This is a genomic window from Cocleimonas flava (genome assembly GCF_004339015.1).
GTDB lineage: Bacteria > Pseudomonadota > Gammaproteobacteria > Thiotrichales > Thiotrichaceae > Cocleimonas > Cocleimonas flava.
The window spans coordinates 643469-665689 of the sequence record NZ_SMFQ01000005.1 but is presented as its reverse complement, the minus strand read 5'-3'; the positions used below and the strand labels follow the sequence as shown (position 1 = coordinate 665689).

18 protein-coding genes are annotated in these 22221 nt (G+C 41.0%); 2 read left to right on the top strand and 16 right to left on the bottom strand.

Annotated features, from left to right (window positions below):
- Window positions 1-384 precede the first annotated feature (384 nt).
- The 10 genes from EV695_RS19450 to EV695_RS19405 form a co-directional block, all read right to left on the bottom strand.
- Window positions 385-564, bottom strand: a complete 180-nt coding sequence (locus EV695_RS19450; protein ID WP_131907669.1) for a hypothetical protein — start codon at window positions 562-564, stop codon at window positions 385-387.
- 38 nt (window positions 565-602) lie between these two features.
- Complete coding sequence (locus EV695_RS19445) at window positions 603-1520, bottom strand: AraC family transcriptional regulator (protein WP_131907668.1); 918 nt, start codon at window positions 1518-1520, stop codon at window positions 603-605.
- Window positions 1521-1703: 183 nt separating this feature from the next.
- Window positions 1704-3110 carry a D-arabinitol 4-dehydrogenase gene (gene dalD, locus EV695_RS19440; protein WP_131907667.1) on the bottom strand — a complete coding sequence of 469 codons (1407 nt, stop codon included), beginning with the start codon at window positions 3108-3110 and terminating at the stop codon, window positions 1704-1706.
- Window positions 3111-3122: 12 nt separating this feature from the next.
- A complete protein-coding gene (locus tag EV695_RS19435; RefSeq protein ID WP_131907666.1) occupies window positions 3123-4139 on the bottom strand; it encodes an ABC transporter ATP-binding protein in 1017 nt (338 codons plus the stop codon).
- 65 nt (window positions 4140-4204) lie between these two features.
- Window positions 4205-5038 carry a carbohydrate ABC transporter permease gene (locus tag EV695_RS19430; RefSeq protein ID WP_131907665.1) on the bottom strand — a complete coding sequence of 278 codons (834 nt, stop codon included), beginning with the start codon at window positions 5036-5038 and terminating at the stop codon, window positions 4205-4207.
- Window positions 5039-5050: 12 nt separating this feature from the next.
- The gene (locus EV695_RS19425; RefSeq protein ID WP_131907664.1) at window positions 5051-5929 is read right to left on the bottom strand and encodes a carbohydrate ABC transporter permease; all 879 of its coding nucleotides are present in this window, start codon (window positions 5927-5929) and stop codon (window positions 5051-5053) included.
- Window positions 5930-6140: 211 nt separating this feature from the next.
- On the bottom strand, window positions 6141-7454 hold the full coding sequence (locus EV695_RS19420) for an ABC transporter substrate-binding protein (protein WP_131907663.1): 1314 nt from the start codon (window positions 7452-7454) through the stop codon (window positions 6141-6143).
- 457 nt (window positions 7455-7911) lie between these two features.
- On the bottom strand, window positions 7912-9249 hold the full coding sequence (locus EV695_RS19415; protein ID WP_131907662.1) for an NAD(P)/FAD-dependent oxidoreductase: 1338 nt from the start codon (window positions 9247-9249) through the stop codon (window positions 7912-7914).
- A gap of 211 nt (window positions 9250-9460) precedes the next feature.
- Window positions 9461-10240 carry an L-iditol 2-dehydrogenase gene (locus tag EV695_RS19410; RefSeq protein WP_131907661.1) on the bottom strand — a complete coding sequence of 260 codons (780 nt, stop codon included), beginning with the start codon at window positions 10238-10240 and terminating at the stop codon, window positions 9461-9463.
- Between the two features lie 66 nt (window positions 10241-10306).
- Window positions 10307-11254 carry a carbohydrate kinase family protein gene (locus tag EV695_RS19405; protein ID WP_131907660.1) on the bottom strand — a complete coding sequence of 316 codons (948 nt, stop codon included), beginning with the start codon at window positions 11252-11254 and terminating at the stop codon, window positions 10307-10309.
- Between the two features lie 558 nt (window positions 11255-11812).
- Between EV695_RS19405 and EV695_RS19400 the strand changes: the two genes are divergently transcribed.
- Window positions 11813-12805 (top strand): carbohydrate porin, encoded by a 993-nt coding sequence (locus EV695_RS19400; RefSeq protein ID WP_131907659.1) that lies wholly within the window; start codon window positions 11813-11815, stop codon window positions 12803-12805.
- 766 nt (window positions 12806-13571) lie between these two features.
- Here the strand turns inward: EV695_RS19400 and EV695_RS19395 are convergent.
- Window positions 13572-14048 (bottom strand): Lrp/AsnC ligand binding domain-containing protein, encoded by a 477-nt coding sequence (locus EV695_RS19395; protein WP_131907658.1) that lies wholly within the window; start codon window positions 14046-14048, stop codon window positions 13572-13574.
- Between the two features lie 158 nt (window positions 14049-14206).
- Here EV695_RS19395 and putA point away from each other — a divergent pair, with 158 nt between their 5' ends.
- Entirely contained in the window at window positions 14207-17872 is a 3666-nt protein-coding gene (gene putA / locus EV695_RS19390; protein WP_131907657.1) for a bifunctional proline dehydrogenase/L-glutamate gamma-semialdehyde dehydrogenase PutA, read from the top strand.
- 170 nt (window positions 17873-18042) lie between these two features.
- Here putA and EV695_RS19385 read toward each other — a convergent pair whose 3' ends face one another.
- The 5 genes from EV695_RS19385 to aprB all read right to left on the bottom strand — a co-directional run bounded on the left by EV695_RS19385 (window position 18043) and on the right by aprB (window position 22162).
- On the bottom strand, window positions 18043-18303 hold the full coding sequence (locus EV695_RS19385; RefSeq protein ID WP_131907656.1) for a hypothetical protein: 261 nt from the start codon (window positions 18301-18303) through the stop codon (window positions 18043-18045).
- A gap of 332 nt (window positions 18304-18635) precedes the next feature.
- Complete coding sequence (locus tag EV695_RS19380; RefSeq protein ID WP_131907655.1) at window positions 18636-19142, bottom strand: FKBP-type peptidyl-prolyl cis-trans isomerase; 507 nt, start codon at window positions 19140-19142, stop codon at window positions 18636-18638.
- 93 nt (window positions 19143-19235) lie between these two features.
- On the bottom strand, window positions 19236-19586 hold the full coding sequence (locus tag EV695_RS19375; protein WP_131907654.1) for a hypothetical protein: 351 nt from the start codon (window positions 19584-19586) through the stop codon (window positions 19236-19238).
- Window positions 19587-19769: 183 nt separating this feature from the next.
- Window positions 19770-21680 (bottom strand): adenylyl-sulfate reductase subunit alpha, encoded by a 1911-nt coding sequence (gene aprA, locus EV695_RS19370; protein ID WP_131907653.1) that lies wholly within the window; start codon window positions 21678-21680, stop codon window positions 19770-19772.
- A complete protein-coding gene (gene aprB / locus EV695_RS19365; protein ID WP_131907652.1) occupies window positions 21680-22162 on the bottom strand; it encodes an adenylyl-sulfate reductase subunit beta in 483 nt (160 codons plus the stop codon). The genes aprA and aprB overlap by 1 nt, the downstream gene beginning before the upstream one ends.
- Window positions 22163-22221 lie beyond the last annotated feature (59 nt).

The following is a 22221-nucleotide window of genomic DNA, read 5'->3' as shown; positions in this document are numbered from 1 at the left end:
ATAGGTTTACTCTTTTTAATGATCACTCTATCAAATGACTAAATCTGCTTCCACTGAATGCACAACAGAAAATTCCGCATTGGGAATATCATTAGACAAAGCTAGTTGCTTTGCACCCTCCAAGTCATAACCATAATCTAGCCAGAGATCGATTAATTTTGTTTTGATTGTGTCAATATCAGGTTTGAGGAATATCTTTAAGTCATAAATCTCATGTAGATGTGGCTAATACTCTGATTTCAACAGTAGGTAATTTCCCCCCCCCCCCTAAAATCAGGATACGACGATCTACATGAATCGTTTAGGCGTCTGGAATAGTTGCATCGCTTTACCGATCGAGAGAAGGGATGTTGATTGATTTATTCGCACTGCTTTAAGATTTGATCAGCTTCGCAAAGCCTTGGCTGTCAAAGGCATTATCTGCACCTTTTCTGTGTTGCAGCTGAAGTTTTTCAGGGGTGTCATTCCAGAGAGCATGCATGGGCACAGAATCTCATTGTCTTTGCTTAGTATTGTTGCTCCGTGCATTTGACCTGTTAGTCCGATGCCTATATCCGAAGACATTTTTTTTGCATGGGATTGTTTGATGCTATTTAACATAATTACTGCTTGAATCTGTTTTTGCTTTGTTTTCTAAAGTCGCTTGGTGTCATGTTTTTGATTTCTATGAAGCGGCGATTGAAGTTTGCAACATTGTTATAACCTACGTGGTAACAAATAGTGCTGATGTATTGATCTGTTTCCATCAATAGCTGACAGGCTTTGTTGATTCGTAGTCTGTTGACAAAACCGGTAAAGGTATTTCCAGAAGCTTTGCTGAAATAGCGTGAGAATTGGCTGCTATCCATTCCTGTTCTTTTAGCGATGTCTGCCATTGAAAACTGGCTAGAATAATTTTCGGTGATGTAATCCACAACTTCACTAATACGTCTCATCGACGCGTCATTATCAAAGCTTTGAATTTGTGTATTAGACAGTAATTGATAATCGTTATGTTCAGACAAGGTTAACATCAATTCTAAAAATGCATTAAAGCGTCGTAAACCTGAAGAATTTTTAATTAAACTTAATTGTCTCTCGGTAAAGTCACTTATGCCAAAGAACTCAATCCCATTTTTTGCACGGGTTAACAGCGGCATTGCTTGTTGTAATTCAGGGATTAGATCAGATGCCTTGCGTAATGGCTCTCCTAAAAATTGCAAAACAAAATCTCTTCTTGCTACGCCTTCTTTAGGTATTTCTGTAGAAATCCAGTTATGGGGTAAACGTGGACCAGTCAGTACAAGATTGCCTGGCTTAAAGGTACCGATGTAGTCTCCAACAAACATCTTTCCTTTTGTTGAGGTAATTAAATGTAATTCATATTCTTCGTGGTGATGCCATCGAATGAGGTCATTTGGAGCACCGTGTTCTAAACATCTCAAAAAACCATAAGACCCTTCTGGTTCATAACCTAATGTCGAATTTCTCTGAAAGTCTTGTTCGAGTGATGGGGTATATTTAGAAGCGTTATTTCTCATGGTAAAGTCCAAAGTTAAGTTTTTAAGTCGTTAGAATAAAACTACCTTTTTATTAAGTGGTTCAGCCCCCAAAAAACAATATAAGATATAACAATTGACTCAAATCATATCATTTTTTGACACCCCCCACCTTTTGAGGGGTTTTTACATCATTTTCTCAACTAATATCTGCCTGGTACTGGTTTATGCCGTTTTTTCAATAAACGCATTTACGCGGTCATAGGCCTTTCTTAGTGTTTCTCTTAAGGTCTGATTTCCTGCCAGATCTCCAAACAATATTTTGTCATTTGAAAATGCATGAATAATGTCATCAGAAGAAACAATTTTTTGTGCATTTTCTGTACTCATCATGGCATCTTCATATTCAAATTTGATTTCACCTTTTTGCTCTCTCACTAAAAACGCAAGGAATAGGGCAGGCAACATCGCCACACTGTCGATAGAACGACCTGTTTTTATGGCATCCTGTATGGTCGGTAAAATGAAGCTTGGAATCTTGGAATATGCATCCATAACCACTCGTTGATTGGTATCTAGAATATTAGGGTTACTAAATCTTTCAAGAACAGTATCCCGGTATTTTTCTAAATCTATAGGGCTTGGTGATTCAGCGCTTGTTAGACAAGGAATAACATCATTAGTCACATAATCAAAAGCTAGTTGACGGACTTCTGGGTCGTTTGTTCCCTGGTGAATGTATTGATATCCACGCAGTGTTCCTGCCCAGGCAATGCAAGAGTGAGTCGCATTCAAAACCCTGATCTTTGCTTCTTCATAAGGTTCTACATCTTCAACCATTTCAACATCGACAAGCTCCCATGGTGGGCGACCAGCAATAAAATTATCTTCGATAACCCACTGGGTGAAGCTCTCTCCCATCAATGCTGCTTCATCCCTTCTGCCAGTTGCTGCAAAAACACGTTCGATAATATCTGCTGTCGGTCTAGGGGTGATGCGATCAACCATAGAGTTTGGAGAGCTGGTGTGGGTTTTAACCCATTCCAATAAGTCTGTATCGCCAATGCGTTCTATATATTCAAGCAGTGCGTTTTTGAATTTTTCCCCATTGCTGCGTACATTGTCACAGTTGAGTAAGGTGACAGGCTCACCATGGCTAGCCATTCGTGCACGTAATAATTGCGTCATGGTTCCATAAATCGTGCAAGGCGCGTTACCCGCTAAATCGCTCTGTAAATCCTTATAGTTATCATCTAGTTTAAAGTTACCGTCCAGATAATATCCTGCTTCCGTTACGGTAAAAGAGATGATTTTAGTATTTTCATTAGCAGCAATTTCTGTGATGCCTTTCATATCTTTTTCCCAATCCACAATATGTTTGATGGATCGAATCAATTGATATTTATGTTCACCAGCAGGGCTAACCGTTTCTAGCATGTACTCGTTGTTTTGAGATTTTAGAATTTCAACAACTGACTGCATGTCAGATCTTATATTACCCGCAGCAATCTCCCATTGTGTCTCACCGATATCATGTAAGTTTTGCATATACATGGCTTGATGCGCACGGTGAAATGAGCCTAGGCCCAAATGTAATTGAATCGACGTGTCAGAATTTCCAGAATTTTTCATATTTAATTAAGCCTATGCTAGGTGTAAAACTTTTCCATCGTTATCAAAGTAATGAACAATGTCATCGGACCAATTAACACCTACTGTGTCACCTAGCTTTAATGTAGTTCTTTGATATGAACGGATAATGAGAGGCTCTGCGCTTTGATCCCCAAGACTTAGGTGGACGAGTGTTTCGTTACCTAAAGATTCAACCAATACAACCTTGCCTGTTAAGCGTGAATCATCTGAAATGCTTAAATGCTCTGGACGTATACCAGCAAATGAACTACCAGCTGGAACATTTTGCAGTAATGAAGATGGGATGATATTCATCTGAGGCATACCGATAAATTGCGCAACAAAACGGTTTGCTGGTTTGTCGTATAACTCTAAAGGTGTTCCTACTTGTTCGATGATTCCGTCACGTAAAACAACCACTCGATCAGCCAATGTCATTGCTTCAACCTGGTCATGAGTTACGTAAATCGTGGTAGCACCTAAATCACGATGTAATTGAGCAATTTCAACACGTGTCTGTCCACGTAGGGCAGCATCGAGATTTGATAATGGCTCATCGAATAAGAATATTTTTGGATGACGAACAATGGCGCGACCAATGGCTACACGCTGACGTTGTCCACCTGAAAGAGCTCCTGGTTTACGCTTCAGGTATTGGGTTAAATCAAGCTTCTCTGCTGCTTCTTTTACAAGTTTGTCGATTTTACCCTGATCTACTTTTGCCAATCTCAATGCAAACGACATATTGTCTTCCACGGTCATATGCGGATATAAGGCATATGACTGAAATACCATCGCTAAGTCACGTTTTGATGAAGGAGTCTCCGTGATATCAACGCCATCCAGGATTAACTTTCCTTTATTGATAACTTCCAAACCAGCAATCATGCGAAGTAGCGTTGATTTACCACAACCAGACGGGCCAACAAAAACGATGAATTCACCAGGCTCGATATTTAAATCAATTCCCTTAATCGCATGGTGCTCACCGTAATATTTTTCTACTTTTTGAAGCTCTAAAAATGACATTTTCTATTACCTTAAATTTTTAATAACAGCGATATTTCGCAAATATATTTATTAATTGATTTATATTATTTAACAGCACCAAAGGTGAGTCCCTGAACTAACTGCTTCTGACTAAACCAACCGAATACGATGATTGGTCCGATCGCCATCAAGGAAGCTGCAGAAAGTTTTGCCCAGAACAAGCCTTCAGGACTTGAATAAGAGGCAACCAGAACCGCTAACGTACCTGCATTGGCAGAAGTAAGATTCAACGCCCAAAAGGCTTCATTCCATGAAAGAACCAAACAGAGTAAACCTGTAGAGGCCATTCCGCCCATCGCCAGAGGCAATAGAACATGGCGGAATTCTTCCCATAAACTAGCGCCATCCATTCTTGAAGCTTCAAGAATTTCATGTGGTATATCTTTAAAATTTGAGTACAACATCCAAACCATTATCGGTAGATTGGACATGGTAAAAACAATGATGAGAGCTATTTGGCTATCCAGTAAGCCCGCCCATTGGAAAAGCAAATAAACCGGAAGCAATGCACCAACAGCAGGCATGAACTTGGTTGAAAGCATCCACACCATAATGTTTTTAGTTTGTATCGTCGGTGAAAACGCAAAACTATAAGCTGAAGGTACGGCAATGATTAATCCTAGAATTGTTGATACAAGACTCGTGATTAAAGAATTCATGGCAAATCGCATATAGTCACTTCGTTCTTGTACTTCAGTGAAGTTTTCTAAAGTCGGTTCGAATACCCATAACGAAGGCACGGCAATTGCTTGCAACTCCGTTTTAAAGGCAGTCACCATCAAAAAAAGTAGTGGGAAAAACACAATAAATGCAACAAGCCATGAGGCTACTGTTCTTGTGACAAATAATGCGTTCCAATCGTATTTAGAGATTTTCATAGTAGTTATCCATTAATTATCAAGGTTTTTTCCGATCATACGGATCAGAATGATTGCAACGATATTGGCCAAGATAATGGCGAAAATTGCACCGGCAGAGGCTGCGCCCACATCAAAGTTCATAAGTGCTTCCTGGAATATCAAGAATGCCAAGTTGGTACTTTCTGTTCCGGGTCCACCCGAAGTGGTGGTAAATATTTCAGCGAATACACTCAACAAGAAAATAACTTCGATCATGATCACGACTGCGATAGAGCGTGCCATGTGAGGTAAGTATAAAAATCTCAGTTGTTGGAAATAGGTCGCTCCATCCATGCGAGAGGCTTCTAACTGCTCCCTATCCATAGATTGTAAAGCGGTGATGAAAATCAGGCAGGCAAATGGCATCCATTGCCAGCTAAGCATGATGATAATGGAACCGAGTGGTATCTCTGTTAACCAATCAATTGGCTCAAGTCCAAAGAAGCCTGATATCTGTGCGAATACACCATAGATGGGATTCATCATCATGTGCTTCCAAAGTAATGCATTTACTGTAGGCATTACAAAGAAAGGCGAAATTAATAAAATTCTAACAAACGATTGCCCGGGAAAAGGGCTGTTGATGAGGAGTGCAATGGCAAGTCCGAAACCAACAGTAATTATTACAACGCTACCTAATAAAATAAGCGTGTTGAACACTGAATCCATAAACGCTGGATTGGTAATGAAGAAATCATAATTCTCCCAGCCTGCAAAGCCAGAAATATCGGGAGACATTAGATTGTAACGAATTAATGAAAAATAGATCGTCATCCCTAAAGGAACTAGCATCCAGATTAATAAGGTCACCACAGCAGGGCTCATTAATAGACGAGGTAGAAATCTACTTTCGGTTGCGTTTGAAGACATAGTAATAATTCCGTTTACAGAATTGGGGGTTTAAAAAGTACTAGCACATCGATATGCACCAGTACTGCTTTTTTACATAAAACTAGTTAGATAAAACTAGAGCCTAGCTAGATCAAATTACTCTAACTAGGTTTCTAACTGGGTTCTGTTGAGTTGAATAACTCTGATTGCAGAACCCAGTGTAGAAACATTAAGTACAATGGCTTTTAGCTTAGTAGTATTTAGCCTTTTTCATTGTACGATCGGCAGCAGTTTGAGATTTAGCTAGTGCTTCTTTAACTGTTACTTTTCCTGCTAAAGCTGAACTCATTTGCTGGCCAACAGCGACACCAATAGATTGGAACTCTGGGATTGCAGCAAACTGAACACCAACATAAGGAGACTTATTGAATGTACTGTCTTCAGGGTTGGCACTTTGGATAGCTTCTAATTCAGCAGAAGCAAATTTAGCTGCTTCAAGGAACTTAGGATTTTCATAAGTAGAAGCGCGAGTTCCTGTAGGAACTTTACCCCAACCAACGTTCTCACCAATGTAGTTGACATAATCTTTAGATGTTGCCCACTCAAGGAACTTCATTGCTTCAGCTGTTTTCTTAGAAGAAGCAGGAACAGCTAGAGACCAAGCCCATAACCAGTTCTTACCTTTAGCAGTCTTCTTAGAAGGCGCTTGAGCAAATTTAATCACATCAGCAACTTTAGATTGATCAGGGTCTGATACGAATGATGCTGCGATTGTCGCATCAATCCACATACCACATTTACCTTCATTGATTAGCGCAAGAATCTCGTTGAAGCTATTGTTAGCAGAACCTGGAGGTCCGTATTTAGTAAGTAGGTCAACATAGAACGTTACAGCTGCTTCCCACTCAGGAGAGTCTAACTGTGGTTTCCAATCTTCACCAAACCACTGTGCGCCGTAACTATTTGCAAGTGTAGTGATGAATGCCATGTTATCGCCCCAACCTGGCTTACCACGTAAACAAATACCGTAAACGCCTTCATCTGGGTTGTGAATACCTTTTACAATCTTCTCAACATCATCCCATGTAGGAGTGTTTGGCATGTTTAATCCTGCTTTTTCAACAAGATCTCCACGGTACATAATCATTGAACTTTCACCGTAGAAAGGTGCAGCGTATAGCTTACCTTCTGCAGAAAGGCCTTTTCTTACTGCTGGGAAAATATCATCAACAGCGTAATCATCGCTGAAATTTAGCTCAGTTAACCAACCTTTCTTACCCCAGATTGGAGCTTCGTACATACCAATAGTCATGATGTCGAACTGACCACCTTTGGTAGCTATATCAGTTGTTACACGAGAACGAAGTACGCCTTCTTCTAATGTAACCCATTTCAGTTTAATATCTGGATTTGCTTTTTCGAATGCATCTGTGTGTTTCTGCATTTCAACCATATGACCGTTGTTTACTGTCGCAATTACAAGCTCAGTTTCAGCGTGTGCAATTGATGCGGCGGTCATAAATAAAGTGCCTGCGAACGCGGCAGCTATTTTTCCTAGTTTCATACTAACTCTCTCCTTTAAGTTTTTTAGTATCACATAGACAAGATTTTCGGAATAAAGACTTGAATCTCTAATATATCATTACCTAAGTGCAGCAAGATTAGCATCAAGATTTAATTTGGATTGATACTAAAATACTTAGATGTGATACTTTTTTGTAGGAAGTTAGGCTGTTTAAGCAAAAATAGTGCAGAAAAAGCTTAACTTTTATGAGTTTACGTTGAAAATCCAATAAAGAGTATAAATTAAAGAGTTTTAAAATAAAGGCAATTGGATTGAGGTATTAGTCAGGATTTTCTCGAATCTGAAGCTAGGTAGCTTCAGATTCGAGTCTGAACCGATAGTTATGTACACTTTCGGTCTATTTAAAGGATATTTATTCTGTCTGACGTGATGCGGTAGCTACTGCATTTGATGAATACTGGTACTCATTTGCAGAAGCTACCCGCTAAAATAAATCCTAATGAAGTTTTAGGCGAGGTTTTAAGCCACGGTTTGTTATCCAGTTAGCGATCGTCATTAAAATTTCACGGGTGTAGCCGTGCAAAGCGATTAAATGCATTCTATAAAGTGATTTATAAACCATTCTTGCTACAAAGCCTTCAACACTCATGCTTCCTGACCAACGACCCATGAGGTTCCCCATTAAATTACCGACCGTGCTGTAATGCCCTAGATTTACTAATGAGCCGTAATCAACATAGCGATACTCAGGTAAGTTATCTTTACCCGCTAAACGATATTTCATGGTTTTTACAAGTAATGAAGCCTGTTGGTGAGCAGCCTGTGCTCTGGGTGGAACAAAACCTTCTTCTCCTATCAAGGGGCAACTGGCGCAATCTCCGAAAGCAAAAATATTTTCATCGTTAGTGGTTTGTAAGGTGGTTTTCACCAATAACTGATTAATCGCATTCGTTTCCAGACCATCAATCGTAGTCAGGAAGTTTGGTGCTTTAATGCCCGCTGCCCAGACCATGGTTTCTGCGGGAATAAATTTCCCAGTGTGCGTAATCAAGCCTTCTTTTTTCGCTTCAACCACGCGTTCATCCGTCATCACTTCGATATTTAGTTTTCGAAGTTCTTCTAGTGCGGCATCTGATAATCGTTTTGGTAAAGCGGGTAAAATGCTGGGTGAAGCTTCGATAATGGTTATTTTGATATCCCGGCTTGCTTCGAGTTTATCAAAACCAAAAGCAATTAATTTCTTGGTCGCGCCGTGTAATTCTGCCGCTAACTCTATGCCTGTTGCGCCTGCGCCGACAATAGCTACATGTAACTGGCCCGGTCTTAGTTCTTGAGTGCGGTTTTGCGCTCTAAGCATTTTTCGCATCAGGTAGCTTTGGAAGTTATTGGCTTCTTCCAGGGTGTCCAGGAATTTACAGTATTCAACCACACCTTTGGTATTGAAGTGTTTGGTTAAACTGCCGACGGCTAAAATTAACGTATCGTACTTTAGTGATCGGCGTGGAATGGTTTCTTCTTCGTCATCATCCAGCGTAGGGGCAATCGAAATTTCTTTTGCTTGTGGATCGACATGGTCCACATAGCCCAGTTGAAAGTTATAGTGATGACGATGCGCGTGATCAATGTATTCCATGGCTTCAATCGATGAGTTCAGCGTTCCTGCTGCAATCTCATGGAGTAATGGTTTCCAGATATGTGTCAGCTTCGCATCGACTAGAGTCACTATGGCTTGCTTATTTTTGCCGACAGAATCACCTAATTTTTTAGCTAGTTCTGCGCCGCCAGCTCCTCCACCAACAATGACAATGTGATGCGGATTGTTTTTCGTATTCATGATTGTTTATTCAATATCTTTACTGGGAAATAGGGCGAGGAGTATATCAATACTAACCGCCTGACACTCAATATATGCCAGGTACTTAATATAAACACACCCCCCTACTTTGAGCGGTTTTTTTACAGATGAATTGTAAAAGCAATAGATTCAGACATTAAGCAGAATCATTAAAGTCGTGCAAACGTAAAATCGCGATAACAAATACAGGCTAACTCATCCACTGTCCACCATCAACATTGTAGGTTTGCGCGACAATATAATCTGCGTCACTGCTGGCTAGGAAAACAGCCATGCCTGTCAAATCATCAGCAACGCCCATTCTTCCATAAGGCACGTTCTTACCAACCTGTTGTTTCTTTTCGCCTGGCTTAAGGTTTTCATGTTTGGCAAAAAAAGAATCAACGATATCCCAATGCTCACCATCCACCACGCCGGGTGAAATAGCATTGACATTGATGCGGTGTTTTATCAAATCAAGTCCTGTTGATTGGGTCAGGCTGATAATAGCTGCTTTGGTCGAACAGTAAACAGCAACCAAAGGTTCACCGCGTCGACCTGCCTGACTCGCCATATTAATGATTTTACCTCCTTCGCCACGTTCAATCATGTGCTTTGCAACAGCTTGTAACATGAAGAGGGTCCCTGATACATTGACCGCATAGAGTTTTTCGTAGTCTTTGCGCTCAATTTCTATCGTAGGTGCAGCGCTAAAAAGTGCCGCATTATTAATCAAAATATCTATTTTTCCGAAGTGCTGAATAGTTTCGGCAACACAAGTGTCGATACTCTCTTGCTGGGTAACATCAAGACCAATAGAAATGCTATTTTCACCGAGCTCTTTAGCCGTTGCCTGAGCCTGTTCGATATTTATGTCGGCTATCACTACCTTGGCACCCTCATCGATATAGCGTTTAGCAAAGCTACGCCCGATGCCTCTTGCAGACCCTGTGATCAAGGCGACGCGACCCTCTAGGCGTTTAGCGCTCATTCAACTTTCCCTTTTTGGTGTTAGTAATGAAATTAATGAGATATAAGTGACAAAATTTACCTGTCACTACATGAAATCCAATACTTCTGTCTTTGTCGGTAAATCAGCACCTTGTCGAGAGCAGGTGATTGCTGCAGCAGCAGCTGAGAAGTTACCAATCTCTTTGAGTTTGTTTTCGTCGAGTTGTTCGAACCAATTATTACCATATTGCGAGAATAAGCCTCCGACTGAATCCAGTAATGCTGCTTGATAAGTATCACCCGCACCAACAGTATCTATAACCTTGATTTTAGGCGTTTCAAGATTCGTGTGGGCTTGGGCACTCCATAGCGAGCTTCCTTCTCCGCCTCTTGTTAGTACGATTAGTTTTAATCCTGTTGCTAACCATTTCTGGATGATTTCTTCGGGCGCAATGTCCGGGTACATTAATGCTAAATCTTCATCGCTGACTTTCACGATATCCGCAAGACTAACTAACTCATCAACCCTGTTTTGCCAGACTTTCATGTCAGGTTCGACAATTGCCCTGATATTAGGATCGAGTGAGATCAAACATTTGCCAGAATACTTTTTCACAAGTGAAAGCAATGAATCGGCGGTGGGTTGAGAAACAATACTGTAAGAGCCTAGGTGTATTGCGATAGGGTCTTCAATATCAAAATTAATATCTTCTGCTGTTATCGAGCGGTCAGCCGTTCCTTCTCCATAGAAAGAATAAGTAGGAACACCATTTTTATCTTTTTCAACGAAGGCAACGGTTGTTGGTAACTGCTTTTTTACTATCAATTCTTGCGAAACATTTTCCTCAGAAAGCACAGCACTCAAGCGTTTGCCGAACATGTCGTTAGATATTCCTGTGAATAAGGCTGAAGATTGTCCAAGCCTGGATAGCCCAATGGCAACATTGAATGGTGAGCCGCCGACGCAGGCCTGCATTGGGAAAACTTCAGCAGGGGCTTGCTGATTATCTTCAAGAAAAATATCAATTAGTGCTTCACCGCAAATGACAAACATAACAACCTCTGGCTAAAAAATACGTAATTTGGAGTGAGATTATCATCATTTTTTAAATTCAGTGAATACTCTAATGACGGTTAAATTCTTCGAGAATGAAAATTTTATTTTCGGGTGAATATTTAAGCTGACGATACTTTGGAAATCATGAGAATGAGAAAAATTCAAAAAAATCTTTATATAACAAATGTTTGTAAGAGTATTTGCGAGGTTTGATGGTTTAAGAGCTCATCAGAATTAGTATTACTTTCATCTATTTAGCCACAATAAAAATTAAATTTAGTAGCTCAATATTTCAGAAATATGACAAATCAAGTGAAGCATTGTGCAACAGAGTATCACTTCTCTTAAAACTTAATGTTTAGAATTGCTTTATCTATTAGTAAACACTTCTAAGAAATTTAAGTTTTTATGTATTTGGCCTCTTTTAACCGCATTTGAACGGCATTAGAAAAAGAATATTCCCGCTAATTTTAGACGTTTTTACCAATCAGAACTCTTACTTTCCATATTCGGGGTAAGTAATTTTAAAATGAAAAACTAACAAGGAAGAGAGAAATGAAAAACAAATTAAGCCTGGCAATCGCATGTGGCCTGACCACAATGTGTGTAGCAACAACTGGATTTGCAGCCGACAAAACATTTAGCATCGGTGGTGATGTTGAATTAGATATCATTGCATCTGAAGATGAAAACGATAGCAATTTTGATCATGGTGGTAGAATCAAACTAAACGCAGTTGGCATGGTAACAAATGACAACGGTTTCTTCGGTAAAGGTGTTGCTCAGCCGCTTGTACTTTTTAATCCTGGTGATACAAACCAACTAATTGAGCAAGAAACGACAACTTTTCCTGGTAATGATGCCCTAGAAGTTGACGACCTTTATTTCCAGTTTGGTAAAACTAACGCATGGGATGTTCAGATCGGTCGTTTTGAAGCAATCAACTTGGTTCCGTTAGGAAAAGATACCTTAGTTGCAAACGTTGGTGGCGTTCAGGTATACGAGGCGAATATCGCTCGTGGTAGAAAAGACGATGTTTTACACACAGCAATCCACGTTGGTAACTCAGACAAGTTCCTATTTGAATTAGGTGTAATGGCTAACAAAAGTGGCGATGATGAGTTTACAGCGATTCGTCCTGCGATGACTTACAACTTCGGTAAAGTTAAATTACATGCCGGTTTCGAAAGCATCAGCGATAATGATGTAGATTTCGACGGTTTTGGTATCGGTGCTGGATTTAAGGTTGGTAGTGGCGATTTAAATGTCAGTTATGCACATGGTGAGCATGAAAATGACAATAAAGTTGATACTTTAGCGGTGAACTACACAGTAGGTCCATTTGGTGCGGGTTACCTTCATTCAGAAGTTGATTCCGGTAGTGATGCAGATCCATCTGTAGACACATTATACGCAGCTTACACTATGCCTTTGCTTAACCTAAAAGATGCTAGTGTAACTTTCGCATTGAATACTTCTAAAGCTGACAATGTTGGTGACAACGACACATTGAACGCTGCAAAAGTTCGTTTTAACTACACATTCTAATCGTAGTTAACTACAAAATTTATCGCCACGTTAAGTGAACCCTACCCTGAGTTCATTAGTGGCATAAATTACAGTCTTTTTCATCGAATACTGGGGCATTGTTTCTCTTCTCCTTTTGGGGCCATTAGGAGAAGAGAACACGCTTTACCATCCAATTTTTATTTCTGCTATTGATTGGTTTTTCCTGCCTTAAGCTATTAAATTCACCTTTCTAATTCTACCCCTTTCCTATCTAGCTCTTCCGCTTCTTGCACTAAGCTTTGATGACACTAGAGAGCCTCTATTACTACTTGTCGATAACACTTCTGGGGATCTAAAACTTTCAGAGTTGACTGAGCCATAGTTAACAGTCGTCGGGCTTGAATAGTTTACTTTATTTGCAGGAATAGAGCCTGATGAACAAGCGCTAAGAATAAATGGAACTGAAAGAGCTAATAATAATGTTTTCATTTTGTTTGCCTCGAATTTTGTAATGTAAATAAATTGTTTATGTTTCGTTTATCAATGTAGATTGACTAGTCATTAGCATAAACGACTCAATAATTAAATTAGATGCAAGCGTTGAAAAATTGATTATTGGTATCTCTTATTAATCCTCGTATGTGCATTTACTAGGCACACTGAAAAACCGAAAACGGTAACATTTTGAATTCGCTGAAGATATGGTGTGATTGACTGACCCATGCTCATAATTGCTAAGCAGTATAAAAAAAGGCCTCAAAGTAGGGGGGTGGCTTTGGAATAATCTAGCAATTTATTTAGTTTTTTATAAATTCACTTTTTGTCTGTCGCAGACTGTTTCCATCGAAACAAACGTTGAAGTGTGAGACACGAATGGTAATGCTGCAATCTTCTCACCTAAAAGCGTTCGGTATTCTTGTATATCAGTAGTTCTTACTTTTAAAAGATAATCAAAATTTCCCGCAATCATATTGCATTGTTCAACGGCGACTAGCTCTTTAACAGCAGTATTGAATTTCTTCAAGGATGCCGCAGTCGTATCGCTGAGCGTGACGTTAATAAAGGCAACGTGCGTTTCATCTAGCAAATCATAATCAAGCTGAGCCTGATACCCCGTTATGTAACCGGTTTGCTCTAACTTTCTTAATCGCTTCAGTGTGGGGGTTTTACTGAGCCCAATCTGGTTAGCTAGTTCAGCAACACTAATACGTCCATCAACAGCCATAATAGATAGTATTTTTTTGTCGTAGAAGTCTAAAAGACTATCAATGGTTTTTTTCATGGTTAAAAATACTCGTTAAATGTAGTTATGCTTTCCCATAGATTAGTTTATTGCTCTATATAAGTCTATTGGACTATTTAAAGTATAGTATCTTAGGAATCTGAGATTGTAGATGAACCCAATCACCATTTTCGCCATCTTTAAAACAGGAAACTACTATGAGTAAACTTTCAGATATTCGAGAAACATTACGTGCTGCAACACTCGGTGATGAAGCCGTTGTCGTTAAACAGATGCTAGATGATCTTGATATTGATGAGGCTTTACGCCAATCAACAGTAGATATGGCGGCATCCTGGGTGCGTGATTTGCGTGCATCAGGTGACCCGGGCTTGATGGAAAGTTTCCTCGCAGAATATGGTTTGTCGACACAGGAAGGCGTAGCGTTAATGTGTATGGCAGAAGCGTATTTGCGTGTACCAGACAACAAAACGCTGGACGATCTCATTCAAGATAAAATTGCACCGCAAAATTTCGGTGATCACCTCGGGCACTCAAGTTCAATGATGGTGAATGCATCGACTTGGGGATTGATGTTAACTGGAAGCGTATTGTCTGATTCAGATCAGCGCGGATTAATGCCAGCACTACAAAAAGTCGTTAAGCGTGCGGGTGAGCCGATCATTCGCGTTGCCGTAAAGCGCATGATGAAAATGATGGGTGGACAGTTTGTACTGGGTGAAAGTATCGAGTCTGCTATTGATAACGGTACTGATTACACCAAGAAAGGCTATCGTTACTCGTTCGATATGCTGGGTGAAGCGGCTTACACATTACAAGATGCGGATAAGTATTACCTTGCCTATGCAGATGCGATTACAGAGTTAGTAGAACATTGTAATGGTAAGGATGTTCGTTTGAATCCCGGTATCTCAGTCAAGCTTTCTGCGTTATATCCTCGCTATGAAACTCTGCACAAAGAAGATGTGATGAAAACGCTTTATCCATCGCTAAGATCATTGTGTTTATTAGCTAAAAAAGCAGGTATTGGTCTCAATATCGATGCGGAAGAAGCAGAGCGTCTGGACATCTCTCTGGATATCATCGAAGCATTGCTTGAAGACGGAAGTCTGCAAGGCTGGGAAGGTCTGGGTATTGTCGTTCAAGCTTATGGCTATCGCGCTCCACACGTGCTTGATTGGTTATACGAACTTGCCGAAAAATACGACACTAAATTAATGGTGCGTTTGGTGAAAGGCGCTTATTGGGATCGTGAAGTGAAGCGTTCTCAAGAGCTAGGTTTACCGGGGTATCCTGTATATACGCGTAAGAATAATAGTGACCTTTCTTACTGGTATTGCGCGAAGAAATTACTGGGTCAACGCGATAGAATTTTCCCTCAGTTTGCAACGCATAATGCGCATACGATTGCTTCAATTATCAAGTTAACTGAGCAGGAAGAAGATGCAGCGAGCACCTTCGAATTCCAGCGCCTCCACGGCATGGGCGAATCTTTACACGAGTTGGTTCGCAACAAACACAACTTCGCTTGTAGAATCTATGCGCCGGTTGGTGTTCACCAAGATTTACTCGCTTATCTGGTTAGACGCTTATTAGAAAACGGCGCAAATGCATCGTTTGTTAGTCAGGTGTTGGATAACCAGATTCCACCAAGTGAAGTAACAGCAGACCCTGTCAAAAAAGCTGAAGCATGGTTGGCTCAAGCGGTACCGGGTGTTGCGGAACCTGATTTGTTGTTTATGCCTGAGCGTGTGAATTCAAAAGGGTTTGATTGGCTGGATGTCGCTGATATTCAGAAAATGGAGTCGATGAGAACACCGTTTAAAACAGTGCAGTGGACTGCAGAACCAATGGTTGTAGGTGCCGCTAATTCAACGCACATTAAACACGACGTGTTTAACCCGGCTACTGGCGAAGTGGTTGGCTGGATTACCGATGCAAATGCAGAGCAATTGGATGCCGCTGTTGAAAGCGCACATAAAGCACAGCCAGCTTGGCAGCAGTTAGATGTTATCGAGCGTGGCCGAATTTTGAATAAAGCCGCTGATTTATATGAAGAAAATGCAGGCGAGTTTTTCGCTTTATTATCACGCGAAGCGGGTAAATCGATTGTTGATTGTATTGCCGAGTTACGCGAAGCCGTAGACTTCCTTCGTTATTATGCTGCACAAGCCGAACATATCGCGCCTAATAAACAAGCGTGTGGTGTGATGGCGTGTATTTCGCCGTGGAACTTTCCTCTAGCCATTTTTTCTGGGCAACTTAGTGCAGGGCTTGCGGTGGGTAATGCAGTTTTGGTAAAGCCAGCAGAATCAACCTCGTTAATTGCCTATAAGGCGGTGCAACTATTGCACGAAGCGGGTGTGCCTGAAGCGATACTTCAATATTTACCGGGTCAAGGTAATGTCATCGGTGCGGGTTTAAGTAGTCATCCAGATATTAATGGCATGATCTTCACTGGCTCTACAGCAACGGCAAAACACATTGAACGCAGTATGAGTCAATCGAGCGATGTTCGTGCGCCATTGATTGCTGAAACGGGCGGTTTGAATGCGATGATCGTCGATTCTTCAGCGCTTCCAGAGCAAGCAATTACAGATATCGTCGCTTCTGCATTCCAGTCTGCAGGTCAGCGTTGTTCGGCATTGCGCGTATTGTATTTACAGGAAGACATTGCGGAACACACGTTGGAAATGCTCTACGGTTCAATGGATTTATTGCGCATGGGCAATCCATGGAATTTAAATGTGGATGTGGGGCCTGTGATCGATGAAACGGCTGCCAAAGGCATTACTGATTATATCGAAGAAAACAAAGCTTCGATCTTAAAGCAAACGCCAATGTCGAATGTCGAAAAAGATGTCGCCTCAACTGGATTCTTTGTGCCGCCAACCGTGATCAAAGTAAACGGTATTCAAGACCTTTCTCGTGAAATATTTGGTCCTGTGCTACACGTAGCAACTTTTTCTGCTGATGAGATAGATGAGGTTGTAGACGCTGTAAATAATGCAGGCTTTGGTCTGACATTTGGTTTACACACGCGTATTGACTCTCGTGTTCAGCAGATTGTTGATAACCTCAAAGCCGGTAATATGTATGTGAATCGTAACCAAATCGGTGCGATCGTAGGTTCTCAACCATTTGGCGGAGAAGGCCTATCAGGTACAGGTCCTAAAGCAGGTGGACCTTTCTATTTGAAAAGACTGGTGCATGAAATCGATACTGCTGAAAACGCTGAGCAATCTGTGGCTGCGGAAATTATTGATACGGCTGAGTTGAATAACAGTGTTCAACTATTATTGAAGAGCTCGTTTGAAGAGTTTGGCCATCTATTACCGTTAGATGCTGAAATTTCGCAGGACTACCTAGGATTGATTAATCGCTGTAGACAAGACCTTCATGAGTCGCGTTCGTTGCCAGGGCCGACAGGCGAAGACAATCTACTCAGTTTGAATCCTCGTGGTTTAACCATCATAGCGACACCAAATGCCGATGTGGCTTTCCAGCAAGCAATTCAGGCCTTGTATTGCGGTAATCCAATATTGGTATGTAATGAAAACTTCAATAAAGCACAACAGGATTGGTTAACGCAGCATCCAAACGTTATTTTAAATGCAAAAGGTATCAGCCCTAAGCAATTGGAAGAAATTTCAGATTTGACTAACTTTGCTTTCACAGCAGCGAATGATGATCAGATTGCAATGGCTCGTGAATACAGGATTGCATTAGCCAATCGCGATGGTGCGATTGTGCGCTTTATCAATGAAGCTGAATCACCTTATCTATATGCGCAAGAGCGTCATCTTTGTATCAACACGACTGCTGCGGGCGGAAATGTTCAGTTGATTGCGAATTCTGAGTAATTCATAACACGATGTAATGTTAATAGTCATTTCAATAAAATTGTGATGACTAACGAGCAACGAAAGCCACCCCCCTACTTATAGGCACTTTTTCTAAAAAAAGTGCCTATAAGTAGGGGGGTGGGGCTTAAAAACTAAATCAGCGCTTTCTCGATTATTGCAATATACCGTTATGTGAACTTATGGGTGGCTGCAAAGTTATTAATTGCCAGGTGTATTTCTTTAGAGCGAAGCCCATCTGCATTTTTTTCCACACGTTCTAAATGTTGCTGCATCATTTTTAGAACTGCACGGCTGCTTTCAGGATTGTCTTCGGCTTCGTGGGCTAAAGCACAAGCTTCTATGTAGGGAACGTTTGCTCCGCTGGATATGGATTGAATTTCTCCGTCAGTTAAATCACAAAAATCTGAAAAATCAGTAAATCTTAGCATTGTAACCTCCTTTTACGACGACCAGTGTCGACTATGAAATTGCACATCCTAAGTGCGTATTTTGGGGCGTTGCACTAAAAAAGATATGCAGTACGAACAGCAGATACTTATAACTTATTGAATTGATATAACTTTAGTATTTTTAGAAAGTTTTATTTTTTGTGGTCTATTTAATATATGCAAAAAACATACCAATTAGATCAAGTGGGAATGCTTGTTTTAAAGTATTCAACGATTAAAGGCTAGGGATTAGCAACAAGCTCTGTGTGCAGAAGGCATTAAAAACCCCCTAGAGTAGGGGGGGGCTGACTTATTCAGAATAATGAAACTAATTAACTGTTTTTTAGCAGTTCATCGACATCAGGATCGGCATCCACTTTGCCGCCCACATCAATTTCTTCTGGAGTGGCTTCGCGGATAGAAAGAACTTTGAGTTTGAACACGACATCTCTGCCACAAAGCGGGTTGTTGCCGTCTACTGTTAGTGTTTTATCATCCATGCGCGTCACGATGAAGCTCTTGGCTTCGCCTTTTTCATTTTCCATCGTGATAGTCATGCCAATTTCACGATATTCCTCTGGCACATTTTCGATAAGATCAGTGAAAACCAATGATTCGTCTCTGTCGCCATAGAGTTTTTTGGTGTCTATTGGTACTTCGATAACGTCGCCAACCGAATGTCCCGCTAGAATAGACGTAACATCAGAAGATAAAACTGAATTGGTCCCATGAACATAACCAATAGGGTACTCAATGTGAACCAGAGGCTCTTTAGACTTCGTATCCACTACTTCGTAGTTGAGTTCCACGAGTTTATTTTCTTCAATAATATGTTTCATAGGATTTTAATCGTACTTTAATAATATGTTTAAGCAGGTTTGAGGGGTGTTCTAGCGTGTTTGAAACCAGATTTATTGTTAATGTCTTCCGAATTAGAAAATTGAAACACTGAATATACGAATCTCGTCATCTTCATAACCCAGTACCATTCTGCCAAGCCATTCTCCTTCCATTTTTTTGTGTCTTTGTTTGAATAATACCGTGATGTGTTCGCCTCGACGAATCGTTCCTAAGATATCAAATTCCGGACTCAGATTTTGTGCCAGATCACTGCGAGCAAATTGCTTTCCAAGCTCCATTTCATTGGCGCTGGGGCGAAGTACTTTGGCAAAGTGTTCGATGAACATCAGGTAGTTTTTATTATTCGAATATTTAATCAGATTTGCCCACCAAGGGCCGGCTATTGCAATTATTTCTTCATCAGTTTTGTCTAGGATGTTCACATTACTCTCCGTAAAAAGGGGACTTATATTAGCGCTATTTTATATAAAGTGGGGTTACTCTAAGATAAAAAAAGACCAAAAGATATTCTTTGTGGTCTCTCTGTGGTTTTGCTGTTTTGCTTTCGCAAAAATGCCTTACGTAGGTAAGGCATTTTTGTTTACTGGAAGTTTTCCTAAATTGAATTAAGCAGCTGCTTTCTTCTTTTTAGTTGGCTTCTTTTCGTCTGCTTCATCGATTAGATGATAAAGCGGCGCTTTTTCCAGTGTGTACTCGCCAGTTTCAGGATCACGACGTGAAACAGTTAGTACATGCCAGTTTTTATCATCTAGCTTCATCTTGTCACCACGGTAGTAGTAACCAGGCCAGCGAGTCTCTTCGCGGAAGAGAGTGTGCTGTATAACTGCTTCAGATGTCAGGATGCGGTGCTTAAGTTCCCATGCGCGCAGTAGCTCATGGATATCTTTTGCAGCAATTCCGCCGTCCCAATCTTCAGCAAGAAGACCAAGCTTCTTAAGGCCGATGTTGAGTAGATTATCGTTAGTCATATAGCTAACAGTTACGCCACCGCAGTACTCATCCATCAACTTTTGTAGACGGTCAAGGCCTTGTCTAGGGTTGATGTAGTGAGGGTTTACCGTACCAGCAGTAATGTGGTTGCGATAAATCTTGTAGGTTTCTAGTGGCTGGTAAATCTGCTCTTTGCGTTTCTCGATTTGAGAATCGTTGATAGAGATACCATCGCCTTTTCCATCATTGATGTACTTAACAGCGGCTTTAGCAGCCAAACGACCTTCAGTGAAAGAACCTGATGAGAATGCATGAGGCGTTCCACCAACAGCATCACCTGCACCGAATAGTCCTTGTACCGTAGTCATACGGTTATAACCCCAGAAGTACTCATCCGGAGAAATATCTTCAGGGCCTGAACACCATGCGCCACAACCCGTTGCGTGAGAACCCATTACGTAAGGCTCAGACGTTGTTAGCTCTGGGTTTTCGTATTTAGGATCAACATCAGTTGCCGCCCAAAGAACCGCTTGACCAACCGTCATGCCGAGGAAGTTATGCCAGCCGATTTCTTCTAAATGCGGATCCTGGAATGCTTCTGTTGTAACCATGTAAATCGGGCCACGACCTGCATTAACTTCATTAATGAATGCGTGGTTACGTAAACAGGTTGGGATTGGCTTATGAGATAAATGCTGTCCTTCAGTATCCAGATATTCTTTACCAACCATCTTGGATAGTGCAGGGAACCACTTTGATTCATATTCTTCGCCGTTACCGTTTTGCGTATACGTCTTAAGGTGCAAGAAGTAAGCGCCAACCGGACCGTAGCCATCTTTAAAACGAGCCAGAACGATTTTGTTTTCCATCTGCGTCATCTTTGCGCCGGCTTCGATCAATAGACCGTAAGCAGAACCTGATGACCATGGTGCGTACCATACACGACCAGCACCTTCACCAACTGAACGAGGCTTGTAGATATTTGACGCGCCACCCGCACCAACAATAACCGTTTTAGATTTGAATACGTGGTAGTTACCAGTACGAACGTTAAAACCAACAGCGCCACCAACACGGTTTTCAGTGTTGTCATCCATAAGTAGATGAGTCACACAGACACGGTTGTAAACCTTGTCGGCTGATTTCTTTGCAGCTTCAGCAACGATTGGCTTGTATGACTCGCCGTGAATCATAATCTGCCAACGACCTTCACGCTGATAGGTACCAGACTTTTCGTTACGCATAATGGGTAGGCCCCATTCTTCGAACTGATGAACAGCCGAGTCAACGTGACGCGCCATATCAAATAGCAAGTCTTCACGAACCATACCCATTAAATCCATACGTGCATAGCGTACGTGATCTTCCGGGTTGTTCTCGCCAAAACGCGTTCCCATGTAACAGTTAATCGCGTAAAGACCCTGTGCTACAGCACCAGAACGGTCAATATTTGCTTTTTCAGCAATAATAATTTTTTTGTCCTTGCCCCAGTATCTCGCTTCAAAAGCAGCACCTGTGCCACCTAAACCAGCACCTACAACAAGAACATCAATATTGTCTTCAACAATTGTTTTATACGAAGCCATTAGTAATACACTCCTTCTTTCATAACCAATTTATTGGTGTTTAGGTCGTGTAATCCACCTTCATCAAAGCGAACATACTTAGGTTCTTTATATAGCAATTCACTATTACGCATGCTGTCTTCAGGAGCTGGTACCGCTCTAAGATCGTCATATCCAGAGCCCCAGGGCTTGGTTGTAATTGGCGCAATAAGATCCCAGTCTTTTTGACCGTTACGGAAGATGATTCTCCAGGCAATAACACCTTTCTCTTCGTCACGACGTACGCGCACAGAACTTCCTAGCGGGGTAAAGTCTGCATAGCCACGAACATCAATTGCATTATGTGGACAAGCTTTAACACAGGAGTAACACTCCCAACACATATCAGGCTCTATGTTATAAGCGCGTCTAATATCTGTGTCGATATGCATGATATCTGATGGACAAATATCAACACACTCACCACAACCATCACAGCGGGTCATATGTACATAAGTTGGCATAATAAATCCTCTTTAAATTGTTATTAACTAATTATTGAACGTTATAGAACGATTAATGA